14 protein-coding genes and 1 pseudogene are annotated in these 12,956 nt (G+C 69.7%); 9 read left to right on the top strand and 6 right to left on the bottom strand.

The features are described from left to right. Window positions 1-70 precede the first annotated feature (70 nt). A complete protein-coding gene (locus tag SM757_RS33715) occupies window positions 71-1,180 on the bottom strand; it encodes a hypothetical protein (RefSeq protein ID WP_322468677.1) in 1,110 nt (369 codons plus the stop codon). A gap of 436 nt (window positions 1,181-1,616) precedes the next feature. On the opposite strand from SM757_RS33715, the gene SM757_RS33710 reads away from it, so the two are divergent. The 3 genes and pseudogenes from SM757_RS33710 (at window position 1,617) to SM757_RS33700 (ending at window position 2,276) form a co-directional block, all read left to right on the top strand. Further along, the gene (locus tag SM757_RS33710) at window positions 1,617-1,952 is read left to right on the top strand and encodes a GGDEF domain-containing protein (RefSeq protein ID WP_322468679.1); all 336 of its coding nucleotides are present in this window, start codon (window positions 1,617-1,619) and stop codon (window positions 1,950-1,952) included. Between the two features lie 7 nt (window positions 1,953-1,959). Beyond that, window positions 1,960-2,043, top strand: a pseudogene (locus tag SM757_RS33705) (methyl-accepting chemotaxis protein); the annotation flags it as partial. Between the two features lie 26 nt (window positions 2,044-2,069). Beyond that, window positions 2,070-2,276 (top strand): hypothetical protein, encoded by a 207-nt coding sequence (locus tag SM757_RS33700; RefSeq protein WP_322468676.1) that lies wholly within the window; start codon window positions 2,070-2,072, stop codon window positions 2,274-2,276. Window positions 2,277-2,298: 22 nt separating this feature from the next. Here SM757_RS33700 and SM757_RS33695 read toward each other — a convergent pair whose 3' ends face one another. From SM757_RS33695 to SM757_RS33685, 3 genes are all read right to left on the bottom strand, one after another. Then, window positions 2,299-2,766: a carboxymuconolactone decarboxylase family protein gene (locus tag SM757_RS33695; protein ID WP_407655823.1), complete on the bottom strand. Its 468-nt coding sequence runs from the start codon at window positions 2,764-2,766 to the stop codon at window positions 2,299-2,301. 35 nt (window positions 2,767-2,801) lie between these two features. After that, a complete protein-coding gene (locus SM757_RS33690; RefSeq protein ID WP_322468675.1) occupies window positions 2,802-3,755 on the bottom strand; it encodes an RNA polymerase sigma-70 factor in 954 nt (317 codons plus the stop codon). Window positions 3,756-3,842: 87 nt separating this feature from the next. Then, entirely contained in the window at window positions 3,843-4,781 is a 939-nt protein-coding gene (locus SM757_RS33685) for a LysR family transcriptional regulator (protein ID WP_066342215.1), read from the bottom strand. 206 nt (window positions 4,782-4,987) lie between these two features. Between SM757_RS33685 and nfsB the strand changes: the two genes are divergently transcribed. Together nfsB and SM757_RS33675 are read left to right on the top strand one after the other, a co-directional pair. Further along, a complete protein-coding gene (gene nfsB, locus SM757_RS33680) occupies window positions 4,988-5,638 on the top strand; it encodes an oxygen-insensitive NAD(P)H nitroreductase (RefSeq protein ID WP_066342216.1) in 651 nt (216 codons plus the stop codon). A 29-nt stretch (window positions 5,639-5,667) separates the two neighbouring features. After that, window positions 5,668-6,675, top strand: a complete 1,008-nt coding sequence (locus tag SM757_RS33675) for a zinc-binding alcohol dehydrogenase family protein (protein WP_322468674.1) — start codon at window positions 5,668-5,670, stop codon at window positions 6,673-6,675. Window positions 6,676-6,689: 14 nt separating this feature from the next. Here SM757_RS33675 and SM757_RS33670 read toward each other — a convergent pair whose 3' ends face one another. Next, entirely contained in the window at window positions 6,690-7,019 is a 330-nt protein-coding gene (locus tag SM757_RS33670; protein WP_066342218.1) for a hypothetical protein, read from the bottom strand. A 228-nt stretch (window positions 7,020-7,247) separates the two neighbouring features. Next, complete coding sequence (locus SM757_RS33665; protein WP_066342219.1) at window positions 7,248-8,489, bottom strand: SGNH/GDSL hydrolase family protein; 1,242 nt, start codon at window positions 8,487-8,489, stop codon at window positions 7,248-7,250. A 419-nt stretch (window positions 8,490-8,908) separates the two neighbouring features. Between SM757_RS33665 and SM757_RS33660 the strand changes: the two genes are divergently transcribed. From SM757_RS33660 to SM757_RS33645, 4 genes are all read left to right on the top strand, one after another. Further along, complete coding sequence (locus tag SM757_RS33660) at window positions 8,909-9,730, top strand: alpha/beta fold hydrolase (protein ID WP_322468673.1); 822 nt, start codon at window positions 8,909-8,911, stop codon at window positions 9,728-9,730. A 147-nt stretch (window positions 9,731-9,877) separates the two neighbouring features. Further along, window positions 9,878-10,159 carry a type II toxin-antitoxin system Phd/YefM family antitoxin gene (locus SM757_RS33655; RefSeq protein WP_322468672.1) on the top strand — a complete coding sequence of 94 codons (282 nt, stop codon included), beginning with the start codon at window positions 9,878-9,880 and terminating at the stop codon, window positions 10,157-10,159. After that, entirely contained in the window at window positions 10,147-10,593 is a 447-nt protein-coding gene (locus SM757_RS33650) for a type II toxin-antitoxin system VapC family toxin (RefSeq protein ID WP_322468671.1), read from the top strand. Before SM757_RS33655 ends, SM757_RS33650 begins: the two co-directional genes overlap by 13 nt. Before the next feature lie 211 nt (window positions 10,594-10,804). Continuing rightward, entirely contained in the window at window positions 10,805-12,592 is a 1,788-nt protein-coding gene (locus tag SM757_RS33645) for an ATP-binding protein (protein ID WP_322468670.1), read from the top strand. Window positions 12,593-12,956 lie beyond the last annotated feature (364 nt).

Genomic DNA, 12,956 nt, shown 5'->3' with positions numbered 1-12,956 from the left:
GCGCACTCCGTGGGATGTGCGCGGCCCTGGCAATTACCGCACCCGCTCTGGGCGCCGCATCCTGACGTCCTTACAGACCCGCCACGCAGGCCGTGAACAGTGTCGGACAGGCCGTGTTCAGCCCGCCGGCCGCGTCTTTGGGGAAGCTGGCGGACTTGAACATCTTCATGACGTTGTCGTAGGGGATGAGCGGCGGCGTGAGCGTCTTGCTCCAGAACAGGTAGTTGGCGTGCAGCCGCCCGCGGGCGAAGGCGTACAGGTCCGTCACGGCCGGCGGCGCGTAGGGGCCGAACTGGTAGGTGGTGACGTAGTTCTCTGCCTGCACCGAGGGCCCAAGCGGCAGCTTGCCGGCCACGGTGTCGTACAGCGGGTAGGCCGAGGCTTCCAGCGTGCTGTCGTTGAGGAAGGTGTCCGGCCCGCCCAGCGCCACGCCGGCGTTCAGCATGTTGCTCACCAGGCCCGGCATGTTGGGCTTGGGGAAGTTGAGGAACTGCATCACCACCGTGTTGGGGAAGGCCTGGCGCGTGGCCGTGTCCACCTGCGCGAGGTTGGCGAAGAAGGTGTTCTTCTGCGCGTCGGTCAGCGGCACCACGGCCTGGCCCAGCGCCGTCTCGTTGTAGGCGATGCCTTCGAAATTGTTCTGCGCGTTGTAGCGGCGGCCCAGCACGCGGGCCAGGGCGACCAGGCGGTCGCGTACCGAGGGCTCGTACAGCGCGATGTTCTCGCCCGTGGTGGCCTCGCTGCCCGTGGCGTCCTTGCCGCTGATGCGTATGCGGTACACCCCGCCGCCGTACTCGGCCGTGTGCAGGTAGTCCGGCAGCGCGCGGGCTCCGGCCTGGAAGGCCTTGGTGCTGATGGTGATGAAGAGCTGCTTGCCCGCGGCGCGCGCCAGGTTGAGGTCGCGGTCGATGCGGGAGAAGTCGTAGACGCCCCGGGACGTCTCGATGTCGCGCCAGGCGTAGCGCGTCATCACGCCGCGCACGTTGGGCAGCGCCGAGATTTCCTTGAAGGTGTTGGTCGTGAGGTACTCGCCCGCGGACGCGCCCAACGCGACGTAGTGGCCCGGATGCCACTTGACCGGGGCCGTGGGCGCGGTCACCGCCGCCTGCGACAGCGCCGCGCCGCCCAGGGCCAGCAGCAGCGCCGCCAGGGAGGCGCGAACGGAGTTGAGCTTCTTCATCGCGTTGATTCGTCTGGTTTCATTCCGCGCGGCCAGTCGTTGGCCGGGAAACTGCAGGCCGTTGCATTTCGCGTGGGCGAAAATTCAATGCTCAATTTCCGGCAAGAAAAGACAAAAGGCTGCCTTCAAGGCGGTTTGCCTTGTGCCGCTTGGTGCCGCGGGAAATTCGGTTTAAATGAAAAGCTGCCGGTGAGTACCGGCACGCGTGCTCGGACTGTTCAAGAGGCGCCTGCCGCCGGTTTTTTTGGCCGCGGCGGGCGCTGCTGCCTGCTTTTCGGCCTGCCGCGAGGCGCGTTGAGGGCCGGCGTGGTGGCTGGATGCTTCGGAAGTAAGCGCTTGTCATGCGGGCGCGGCGCCGGCCGCTGCCGCAGGTGAAAAGGCCCGTCGGGTTGGGCGGGGCTAGGTTCAGATTTCTTTGCGGCGGCGCTTTTCCCTGGTGCTACAGCGGGTGGCGAGCAATACCGACATTTGCGTGCGCTCCGGCGGCGACGAGTTTTGCGTGCTGCTGCTGGATACAAAGCTGGCCGGCGCGCAGGAATTTGAGCAATGGCTGTTGGCGGCGCTGGAAACGAAGCTTGATCTGCCCCAGCCCAGTATCGGAATGGTGCAGGCCAGGCCGTTTGAATGGCCTGCGCCTGCAGCCCTGATTGCCCAGGCGGACATGGCGGCGGGCGACTTGGGCACCCACATCGACGCGGGCCGGCAGGATAAGCCTGGGCTGCTGCAGTCCCTGGCGCGCCATGCGCGACAACCTGGCCCAACTCGTGTTTGAAGTGCGGCTCAACGCCGCGGTGGAGGCTGCGCGCGCGGGCGAGCAAGGCCGGGGCTTCGCGGTGGTGGCTGGCGAGGTGCGCACGCTGGCGCAGCGTTGCGCCGCGTGACGGCGCTCATGAGCGAGATCAACAGCGCCAGCGCCGAGCAAAGCCGCGGCGTGACGCAGGTGGGCCAGGCCGTCAGCCAGATGGACGAGGCAACGCAGCAAAACACCGCGCTGGTGGAGCAGAGCGCGGCCGCCACGGACAGCCTGCGCCGGCAGGCGCAGCGCCTGGTGGATGCGGTGTCGGTGTTCCGGCTGGGCAGCAGCCAGGCGGCTTGAGCGGTGCCGGCCGGGCGCAGCCTCAGGCCAGCGCCTTTTCCTCCACCGGCTGGCGCATGCCTATGGCCATGCGGTTCCAGGCGTTGATCTGCGCGACGGCCCAGCACAGCTCCACGATCTCCTGCTCGCTGAAGTGGGGCTGCAGCGCGGCGAAGGCGGCGTCCTGCCCGGCGTGGCCGTCGGCCAGCCGCGTCATCGCCTCGGCCCACTGCAGCGCGGCGCGCTCGCGCTCGCTGTAGAGGCCGGTCTCGCGCCAGGTGGGCAGGCTGTTGATGCGCTGCCAGCCCTCGCCGTGTTCGCGCAGCGTGCGGACGTGCATGTCCAGGCAGAAGGCGCAGCCGTTGATCTGCGAAACGCGGGTCTGGACCAGCTCGATGAGCACGGCCCCCAGGCTGGAGGCGGCGGTGGCCGCGCTGACGGCGGCCATGGCCTGGTAGGCCTTGGGGGCCAGGCGGGTCCAGGGCAGGCGGGGTTGGTGGGTGTCTTGCACGGTGTTTCCTCGTCAAAAAAAGTGGGCTTGCACCTTCAAGACGAGGCGGGCAGCGCGCTTGTGACGCCGGCGGCCGGGTTTTGGGCGCGCTCCCAGGCTGCGGCGATGCGCGCGAGCTTGTCGGGGTTGCGCTGGACGTGGATGCGCAGGATGCGCTGCCCGTCGGTCTCCAGCGCCTGCACCGATTCGAGCCGCCCGTCCACGAAGCGCAGCAGGCCCCATTCGCCGTTGACGACGGCCATTTCCCACTGGACGAGCGCGCCGTGGCGCAGCTTGGTGGCGAGGAAGAGTTGCGCGATGCGCCGCCCGCCCTGGAGCACCTTGCCGAAGCTGGGCACCTTGCCGCCGCCGTCGCTGAGCAGTTGCGCGTCCTCGGCCAGCAGGCTCTGCAGCGCGGCGAAATCGCCGCTGCTGGAGGCGTGAATGAAACCCTGGAGCAGCCGGCGCTGCGTGTCGTGCGGGACGGCGTGGCGGCGCCGTGCGTCGCGCAACTGCGTCTTGGCGCGGCTCACGAGCTGGCGGCAGGCGTCCTCGCTCTTGTCCAGCACGCGTGCGAGCTCGGCGTAGTCGGCATCGAACACCTCGCGCAGCAGGAAGGCGACGCGGGCCTCGGGAGACAGGCGCTCCAGCACGGTGAGGAAGGCCACGGAGAGGTCGTCGCAGCGCTCCAGCAACTGCTGCGGCGAGGGCGGCGAGTCCTCCACCAGCGGCTCCGGCAGCCAGAAGCCCACGTAGTGCTCGCGCTGCGCCTTGGCCGCGCGCAGCCGGTCCAGCGCCAGGCGCGAGGTGACGGTGACGAGCCAGGCCTCGGCGCTTTGCAGCGCGGCGTGGTCCGCCTCGTGCCAGCGCAGCCAGGCGTCCTGCACGACCTCCTCGGCCTCGGCGCGCGAGCCGAGCATGCGGTAGGCCACGCCCTGCAGCCGCGGGCGCAGGCGGGAAAACGTGGCGGTGGAGGTGTCGGCGGCGGCAGCGGTGGCGGTGTGGTCCATGGCGGGGAAGACGAATCAGGCGGGGCGTTTGTGACAGGGACGATTCCCCCGCGGTGTTTCGGTTGGTACGTCCTCGGGGCCTGCCCGTCAGGGTGAGGTGAGCGTCGCCTGCGGCAGTTGCGCCATCAGCCCTTCGCAGTGCGCCTGCAGCGCCGCGTGCAGCAGCCGCACCGCCGGTGAGAACTGGCGGCGGTGCGGGCACACCAGGTGCAGCGGCACCGGCTCGCCCAGGTGCTGCGGCAGCAGCAGCTCCAGGCGGCCGGCGAGCACGTCCTCGCGCACGTCCAGCCAGGACTTGTAGGCGATGCCCTCGCCGGCCACGGCCCAACGGCGCACCACGTCGGCGTCGTCGCTCAGCAGCGGGCCGCGCACGCGCACCAGGCGGCGCCGCGCCAGCTCGCCGCCGGCTTCGGTGAAGGCCCATTCGTCATAGACGCTGCCGCGGCGCACGTAGCACAGGCAGTCGTGCTCGGCCAGCGCCTGCGGCGTGGACGGGCGGCCGCGGCGCGCCAGGTAGTCCGGCGCGGCCACCAGCATGCGGCGGTTGCCCGGGGCCAGCGGCAGGGCCACGAAGCTCGCGTCCTCCATGCGGCCGTAGCGCAGCGCCACGTCCACCGGGTCGCGGAACACGTCGGTGATCTGGTCGGAGAGGAACAGGCGCAGCGTCAGCGCCGGGTGCGTGCGCCTGAAGGCCGTGAGCACGGGCAGCATCACGTTGCGGCCCAAGTCCGAGGACACGGCCACCTGCAGCACGCCGCGCACCTCGGCGTCGCGCCGCACCAGCTCCTGTCCCTCGCGCAGTCCCTCCAGGGCGCCCAACGCGTAGGGCAGGTACTGCCCGCCCTCGGCCGTCAGCCGCAGGCTGCGCGTGGAGCGGGCGAACAGGCAGATGCCCAGCGCCGCCTCCAGCCGCTTCACGGCCGCGCTGGCCTGGCCCGGCAGCAGCCCGGCCTCGCGCGCCGCGGCCGAAAAGCTGCCCAGCGCCGCGGAGCGGACGAAAAGGTTGAGGTCTTCAAAACGGACCACGTCATCTGTCTCCAAGGGATGAAAGTGCCACCATTCATTGGGCTCGATTTTCACTCTGGGAGTGAAAGTGCTGCTGCGGCCCACGGCTGTTTCGCGCGGGCGGGTGCGACCACCATGGCGACCATGCCGCAGCGACCACCTAACCCCGTTGCGGCGCAGTGACCTCCGTCTACACACCCCTGCACCCCTGCACAGAGAGAGCCGCCATGAACGTTCTTGCCGCCGCCCAAAGCCGCTACACCGCCAAGGCCTACGACGCCTCGCGCCGCATCCCGCAAGCCACCGTCAACGAGCTGCTGGAGCTGCTGCGCTTCGCGCCCTCGTCGGTGAACTCGCAGCCCTGGCATTTCATCCTGGCGGGTGACGCAGCCGGCCGCGAGCGCATCGCCAAGGCGGCGCAGGGCGGCTATGCCTACAACGTTTCGAAGATCCGGGATGCGTCGCACGTCGTCGTCCTGTGCGCGCGCCAGGACCTGGACGAGGCCCACACCAGCGCCGTGCTGGCGCAGGAGGCGGCCGATGGCCGCTTCGCCAACGACGCTGCCCGCGAAGGCCAGCGCAAGACGCGCGACGGCTACATCACCCTGCACCGCGAGGCGGGCGACCTGACGCATTGGGCGCAGAAGCAGGTGTACCTGGCCCTGGGCACGCTGCTGTTGGGCGCCGGTGCGCTGGGTGTGGACGCCACGCCCATGGAAGGTTTTGACGCCCAGCTGCTGGACGAGGAGCTGGGCCTGGCCGCCAAGGGTTTCAACAGCGTGGTGCTCGTGTCGCTGGGCTACCGCGGCGAGGCGGACTTCAACGCCAGGCTGCCCAAGTCGCGCCTGCCGGCCGACGCCGTGATCACGCGCCTTTGACGTCCCGCCAGCACGGAAGGAGCCCTGCCATGAAAGCCATCGCCTACATCGAACACGGCCTGCCCATCGACGACCCGCTGGCGCTGGTCGAGCTGGAGCTGCCCGCGCCGCAGCCGGGTCCGCGCGACCTGCTGGTGGAGGTGCGCGCCGTGTCCGTGAACCCCGTGGACACCAAGGTGCGCCGGGGGGCCGCCGTGCAGCAGCCGCGCGTGCTGGGCTGGGATGCCGCGGGCGTGGTGCGCGCGGTGGGCCCGCAGGTGACCCTCTTCAAGCCGGGCGACGAGGTGTTCTATGCCGGCTCCATCACCCGCCCCGGCAGCAACAGCGAGCTGCATGCGGTGGACGAGCGCATCGTGGGCCCCAAGCCCGCGAGCCTGTCGTTCGCGCAGGCCGCGGCGCTGCCGCTGACCTCCATCACCGCCTGGGAGCTGCTGTTCGACCGCTTGGGCGTGGCCGAAGGCGGCGGGGAAGGGCAAAGCCTGCTGATCATCGGCGCGGGCGGCGGCGTGGGCTCCATGCTCACGCAACTGGCGCGGCGGCTCACGCGGCTGCAGGTCATAGGCACGGCCTCGCGCGAGGAGACGCGCCAGTGGGTGCGCGAGTTGGGTGCGCACGAGGTGATAGACCATGCCCAGCCCCTCACCGAGGAGCTCAGGCGCGTGGGCGTGGACGCGGTGACCCACGTCGCCAGCCTCACGCACACCGACGCGCACTACGGGCAGATCATCGAGGCGCTGCAGCCCCAGGGCCGCCTGGCGCTCATCGACGATCCGGCCCAGCTCGATGCCGTGCCGCTCAAGCGCAAGAGCCTGTCGCTGCACTGGGAGCTGATGTTCACGCGGCCCATGTTCGAGACGCCGGACATGGCCCGCCAGCACGCGCTGCTGCAGCGCGTGGCAGAGCTGGTGGACGCCGGCACGCTGCGCAGCACGCTGGCCGAGCACTTCGGCGTCATCAACGCCGCCAACCTGCGGCGCGCGCATGCGCTGCTGGAGTCCCAGCGCGCACGCGGCAAGGTGGTGCTGGAAGGGTTCTGAGCGACCCCGGGGCTTCAGCGGACGGCGCTGCCGGCGCCGCGCGCGGGCTTGTTGCCGCTGCTGAAGCCGCCGCCGGCGCTCGTCGTGGCATCGCGGGCGCCCTCCGCACCCTGCACGTCGCCGTGCATAAGTGCCGTGGCGATCAGGCCGAAATCCGCCGACTGCTTGTGCACCGTGGGCGCCACGGTGCCGCCGCCCAGCAGCACCGAGGCCACGGCCGGATGGCGCGGGCCCACCGCGATGGCCACGCCGCCGCCGCTTTGGCCAAGGCCTGCGGCCAGCGCGGGCAGGGACAGCGCGGCCAGCAGCGCCAGCGTGACGGTGGGACGAACGGATTTCTTCATGCTTGCGGGGCTTTCCTCGGAACGGCCTGGACGGGTGTGCGGCGGCGCCCGCCGGGGCAGTGGCGGGCCGCGCAGCATAGGGCCGGCCCGGTAGGGAACCGGCCTGGCTGCCCGCGTCCAACGCGCCGCGGCGCCAACGGTGCACGCCTTTGGGGCAGCGTTTCATCCCGCTACACGCGCGCCGCGTGGGGCCGGGCCCCGGCTGCGCCGCCGCGCCCGCGGGCCGTTTCAGGGCTTGAACAGCGCCAGGTTCACGGCCTGGCCCATGGCCTCGTAGCCGGCATCGCTGGGGTGCAGCGAGTCGCCGCTGTCGTACAGGGGCAGCATGCGGCGCGGGGCGGCAGGGTCGCGCAGCGCGGCGTCGAAGTCGATGACTGCATCGAAAGCGCCGCTGTTGCGTATCCAGGCATTCACGTTTTTGCGCTGCGTTTCCTGGAAGTCCGTGCCGCGGCCATAGGGCGTGAGCGTTGCGCCATATATTTTCAAGCCGCTCTTGCGGGCCTGGGAAATCAGTGCCTGGTAGCCGCTGATCAATTTGTCGGCGGTGAAATTCTTCTTGATGTCGTTGATGCCGCCGAGAACGATGGTGAATTTCGCCCCAGGCTGATTCACCACGTCGCGCTCGAAGCGCTTGACCATGCTGCCGCCCTGTCCCCAGGCCACCAGGGTATTGCCGCCTATGCCCTGGTTGAGCACGCCCAGGGAGGGGCCGTCGGCGCGCAGTCGGCGCGCGAGCACGTCGGTCCAGCGGCGGTTGAGGTTGCCGCTGGAATAGGCGCCGTTGGTGATGGAATCTCCCAGGGCGACGACGGCGGGCAGCGGGCTGGCAGTTTGCACGTCCACGTTGGTGAGCAGATACCAGGACGAGGTGCAGGTCTTGGGATTCAGCCCTTCCGTGCACAGGCTGGAAAATACGCCCGCTTGTGCGGCGGCACCGGCGAAATTGCCGGGCGTGGACACATAAGTGGTCTGGCGGGCGCGCAAATGCTGTGTCGTGGCGGTGGTGAATACCGGCAGGTAAATGCTGACGGCGAGGTTCTGCCCGCTGTTGAAGCTCAGGTTGACCGGGTCGCTGACGGCCGTGGCGCCCGCGGGCACGGTGATGCCGGCCTGGCCGTTGAAGGTCAGCACGCGGTCGGTCGAGGGGTCGGTGGACGAGCCGGTGGTCTGCAGCGCGACATGGGCTTCGCCAATGACCAGCGGTGCGGTGCCGTAGGCGTTGCTCAGCCGCACGCGCAGCCGCTGGCCGCCCAAGCTGGTGTGGACGATCTGGCGCAGCGTCTGGTTGTTGAATTTCCCGGCGGTGGTTTCCGCCTGGGAAGTGGCCGGCTGCGGCGCCGTGCCCCAAGTGCCCACCCAATAGGAGAGGTCGCCGCTTTGTTGCGCCCAGGCCGGCAGGGTGCCGGCCGTGCAAATCAACAGGCCGGCCCATGCCTGGGAAGCCATGCGCTTGGGGTCGATCAAATTCATCGTGGAATTTTGAGGGCAGGTTTAATGGCCCGACGCAAAGGCGCGGGAGCTGCAACTTTGCTGGAAGAGGGTATTTATTGTGCTGGGCAAAAGTATCTGAAAAATTTCCTTCAGGAAACAATTTATTTTTGTGGGGCATATCGAATGTAAGCTCTTATTTTGTGCCCGATTGTTTTATGAGAGGGATTTTTGCTGCGCCTTGTTTCGGGTGGTCGCGGCTGGAATCTGAATTTACATCCGTGCAAGGCCGCGCCGGGTCAATTTATGGGTTGGCAAATCAGCAGGTGCAGGGCGTAGATCGGCACGGCGGCGTTTTCAACATTTCACGATGCTTAACTCGCCCAATTTCACGCCGTGGGCCAAGCTTTTGTCCATGCGGCCGGCACCTTTTGCCGCCGGCGCTGTACCCGGAGCACGCCATGAGCTGGTTCGACGCACCCGACGGCACGTCGCTTTACTACAAGGACTGGGGCCGGGGGCGGCCGGTCATGTTCTCGCACGGCTGGCCGCTGAGCGCGGACGCGTGGGAGGACCAGATGGTGTTCCTGGCCGAGCACGGCTGCCGCGTCATCGCCCACGACCGGCGCGGCCACGGCCGCTCCGGCCAGCCCTGGCAGGGCAACGACATGAACACCTATGCCGACGACCTCGCGGCGCTGGTGGACGCGCTGGACCTGCGCGAGGCCGTCTTCGTGGGCCACTCCACGGGCGGCGGCGAGGTGGCGCGCTACCTGGGCCGCCACGGTGGCGCCCGCGCCGCCAAGGCCGTGCTGGTGGGCGCCGTGCCGCCCATCATGCTCAAGACGCCGGCCAACCCCGATGGGCTGCCGCTGGACGTGTTCGACGGCATACGCGCCGGCGTGCACGCCGACCGCGCCCAGTTCTTCCGCGACCTCTCCGGCCCCTTCTACGGCGCCAACCGCGCCGGCGCCAAGGTGTCGCAAGGCTTGCGCGACACCTTCTGGCTCATAGGCATGCAGGGCTCGCTCAAGGCGGAGCTGGACTGCATCAAGCAGTTCTCCGAGACCGACTTCACCGAGGACCTCAGGCGGATCGAGGTGCCCACGCTCTTCATCCACGGCGACGACGACCAGATCGTCCCGCTGGCCAACTCCGCGCAAAAGGCCGTAAAGCTCGTGCGCAACGCCACGCTCAAGGTCTACCCCGGCGCCCCGCACGGCCTGGCAGCCACGCACAAGGACCAGCTCAACCAGGACCTGCTGCGCTTCATCCAGGCCTGAGCCGCGGCCGGCTGCGCGCGCGGCCGGTGGCGGAGCATGGGTGGCGGTGCAGGGACGGCGGGTGTCGGCCTGGGACGGGCTCGGTAGCCCACCAAGGACTTAAACTGGTACTGAAAACGGTACTCATTTAATTCGTTGGGGGCGCTCATGAACACTCTCCCGGCCATTGAGCTCAAGCGGCGCGGCATGGCCGCCGTGGAAGAGGGGCTGCGGCATGGCCCCGTGCACATCCTCAAACGCAACCGGCCGGCCGCCGTGGTGTTGAGCGAACAGGAGTACCAGCGCCTGTTGGCGCGGGCCGGTGAGGCGGAGGCCGCCAAGGGAGGCGGCGCGCTGGAGTGGTTGCTGGCACAGCCGCTGGACGGCGGCCGCGCGACGGGCGACATCGACAGACAGATCGATGACGAGCGCGATGGGTGGGACCGTTGATCGCCTACCTGGATGCCAATGCGCTGATTTATCTGTTGGAGGGGCAAGCCGACACGGCGCGTCAGGTGCGCCGCTGTCTGGAGGAACTGGCCCAAGAGGCAGGCCGGGTCACGGTGGCGATGAGCCGCTTGTCGTGGATGGAGTGCCGCATCAAGCCCTTGCGTGATGGCGATACCGCGCTGCTGTTGCGCTACGACAGCTTCTTTGCCGCGCCTGACTTGCGCTGGATGGAGCTTGACCGCGGCACCGTGGAGTTGGCCACCACCCTGCGCGCATGCCACGGCTTGCGGACCCCGGATGCCTTGCAGGCCGCCGGCTGCCTTCTGGCTGGCCAGCCCCATGCCTTCATCACCGGCGATCAGGCCTTTGCAAAGGTGGCGGGCTTGGCCTGCCGCTTCGTCTGCGTGAAGGCGGCAGGCCCTCCCAGCGCGTGAGCGCGTGTAGCCAAAGCTTGCCGGTGAGTGCCGGCGGCAGCGTTTCGTATCACTCCCATTTCCCTGATGCCCCCGGAGCCCTTCCCGGGTGTGAAAAACTGCCGCGCTCTGACCTGGTGACCGCGCCCGCGGCGGCGCCCGTCGTTTCTCACCGCCCCGCCTGCGCTGAGGCTGCTTGCACGAGCCCCGTGGCGGGCGCCACCGGAGCGCCATGCAGCCCGTTCCCCCGCCCAACGCCCTTCCAGCGCCACCGCGCATCGCGCGCTTCGGACCGTTCCAACTGGTGCCCGCGCGGCGCCGCCTGCTGCTCGACGGCGAGCCCGTGCGCCTGAGCGACCGCGCGCTGGACCTGCTGGTGGCGCTGGTCGAGCAGCGGGGCGAGGTCGTCTCCAAGCCGCAGATGCTGCAGCGCGGCTGGCCGGGGCTGGTGGTGGAGGAAAGCAACCTGCGCGTGCAGATCGCCGCGCTGCGCCGCGCGCTGCGGGACCCGCGCGACGCGCCGCGCTTCATCATGAGCGTTCCCGGGCGCGGCTACGCCTTCGTGGCCGACGTCGCCTGGACGGCCGACGAGGGCGAGGCGGCGCAACGCGGCGCGGCGGCGGCCCCATCCCCAGCCGCCCGCGCGGCGCCGGCGCAGCCGCTGGTGGGCCGCGACGACTTCGTGGCCGCGCTGCAGTACGAGCTGGCGCTGCGGCGCTTCATCACCGTCATAGGCCCCGGCGGCATGGGCAAGACCGCCGTGGCGCGGCTGGTGGCCGCGCGCAGCGCGTCGCGCTACGCCGACGGTGTGCAGTTGCTGGACTTGGCGACGCTGGCCGGCGCCGATCTGGTGTTGCCGCACCTGGCCTCGCGGCTGCGCGTGCCCGCCACCGGCGCGGGCACGCTGGCTGCGCTGGTCGAGCATCTGCGCCATCGCCACCTGCTGCTGGTGCTGGACAACTGCGAGCACGTGGTGGACGCCGTGTGCACGCTCGCCCAAGCACTGCGCGAGCAGTGCGAGGGCGTGGACGTGCTGGCCACCAGCCGCGAGGCGCTGCGCGCCGCGGGCGAGTACGTCAAGCGCTTGCCGCCGCTGGCCGTGCCGCCGGCGGGGCAGGCGATGAGCGCCGAGCAGGCCCTGGACCATGCCGCGCTGCGGCTGCTGGTCGAGCGCATACAGGCGCAGGACGTGCGGCTGTCGCTGGACGAGGGCGAGCTGGCGCTGTTGGGCGACATCTGCCGCCGCCTGGACGGCCTGCCGCTGGCGCTGGAGCTGGCGGCGTCCTGGGTGCCGGTGCTGGGCCTGGCCGGCGTGGCCTTGCTGCTGGACCAGCGGCTGAGCCGCCTGGGTGGCGGCGCGCGCGACGCCCCGCCGCGCCACCGCAGCCTGGCCGCGGCCATCGCCTCCAGCTACGACACGCTGGACGCCGGCGAGCGCGCGCTGTTCCGCCAGCTCGGCGCCTTTCGCGGCAGCTTCACACTGGCGGCCGTGGAGTCGGTGTGCCGGCTGCGCGGCGGCGAGGCGGCGGCCTGCGCCGCACTGTCGCAGTTGGGCCGGCTGGTGGACAAGTCGCTGGTGAGCGTGGAGCTGGCCGAGGTGCCGCCGCGCTACCGGCTGTACGAATCGCTGCGCCGCTATGCCCTGGAGCAGTTGCACGACCTGGCCGAGTGGCGCGCGGCCTCGCAGGCGCATGCGAGCCAGGTGCTGGCGCACTGCGAGGGCCTGATGCGGCAGCACATGAATCCGTCCTGGCCGCAGCACCACGGCGGCGACATGGCCGACATCCGGGCCGCGCTGGCGTGGGCCTTGGGCCCGGATGGCGACGCGCCGCTGGCCATGGCGCTGGTGCGGGCGTCCGAGCCGTTGTGGACGGGGCTGCTGCTGGTGGACGAATGGCGCGTCCTGCTGGAGCGGGCGCTGGCGCAGGCGCGCGACGCCGGCCGCGAGGGGGAGGGGGATGCCGCTTGGTTGCAGATGCATCTGGCCGGCCTGCAGGCCCTGGAGGCTGCGGCCGGCTGAAGCCCTGGCGTCCTGCAAGGGGTGGCCGCTGCACGGGCTGCCTTGGGCAGATTGTCAATCACTCATCTGGCACATCACCCCGCAAAGTGTGTATACTTCGCTCCCTCGCAAACGCACTGCCAGCAACGCCGACAAGTCGGACGCGCCGGCGGGTGAGTTTGAAACCCCAGAGGTTGCGGAGTCGGGCCGGCGCCATTCATGGTTTGCTGATTTGCATCTGTGTTGCCTGAAGGGTTTGTCGAAGCCTTGCGAAAGGTTGGCGCCAGAAATATGTGCGCCAGCGGACACAAGGTTTTGAACGAGTCGGGAAATTGCTTGTTACAGCGGTTTTAAATAACCAAGCAGTTGACAAGGAATTCTCCTG

Origin of the sequence: Azohydromonas lata, assembly GCF_034427735.1 — a bacterium.
GTDB lineage: Bacteria > Pseudomonadota > Gammaproteobacteria > Burkholderiales > Burkholderiaceae_C > Azohydromonas > Azohydromonas lata.
The sequence above is the reverse complement of the archived record's forward strand: the minus strand, read 5'-3'. Positions and strand labels throughout refer to the sequence as shown.

What these genes read in the sequence shown, in the direction of transcription:
- SM757_RS33715 (WP_322468677.1), bottom strand. Translation starts at nt 1,180, where the DNA reads ATGAAGAAGCTCAACTCCGTTCGCGCCTCCCTGGCGGCGCTGCTGCTG.
- SM757_RS33700 (WP_322468676.1), top strand. Translation starts at nt 2,070, where the DNA reads ATGAGCGAGATCAACAGCGCCAGCGCCGAGCAAAGCCGCGGCGTGACG.
- SM757_RS33690 (WP_322468675.1), bottom strand. Translation starts at nt 3,755, where the DNA reads ATGGACCACACCGCCACCGCTGCCGCCGCCGACACCTCCACCGCCACG.
- nfsB (WP_066342216.1), top strand. Translation starts at nt 4,988, where the DNA reads ATGAACGTTCTTGCCGCCGCCCAAAGCCGCTACACCGCCAAGGCCTAC.
- SM757_RS33675 (WP_322468674.1), top strand. Translation starts at nt 5,668, where the DNA reads ATGAAAGCCATCGCCTACATCGAACACGGCCTGCCCATCGACGACCCG.
- SM757_RS33670 (WP_066342218.1), bottom strand. Translation starts at nt 7,019, where the DNA reads ATGAAGAAATCCGTTCGTCCCACCGTCACGCTGGCGCTGCTGGCCGCG.
- SM757_RS33665 (WP_066342219.1), bottom strand. Translation starts at nt 8,489, where the DNA reads ATGAATTTGATCGACCCCAAGCGCATGGCTTCCCAGGCATGGGCCGGC.
- SM757_RS33660 (WP_322468673.1), top strand. Translation starts at nt 8,909, where the DNA reads ATGAGCTGGTTCGACGCACCCGACGGCACGTCGCTTTACTACAAGGAC.
- SM757_RS33655 (WP_322468672.1), top strand. Translation starts at nt 9,878, where the DNA reads ATGAACACTCTCCCGGCCATTGAGCTCAAGCGGCGCGGCATGGCCGCC.
- SM757_RS33645 (WP_322468670.1), top strand. Translation starts at nt 10,805, where the DNA reads ATGCAGCCCGTTCCCCCGCCCAACGCCCTTCCAGCGCCACCGCGCATC.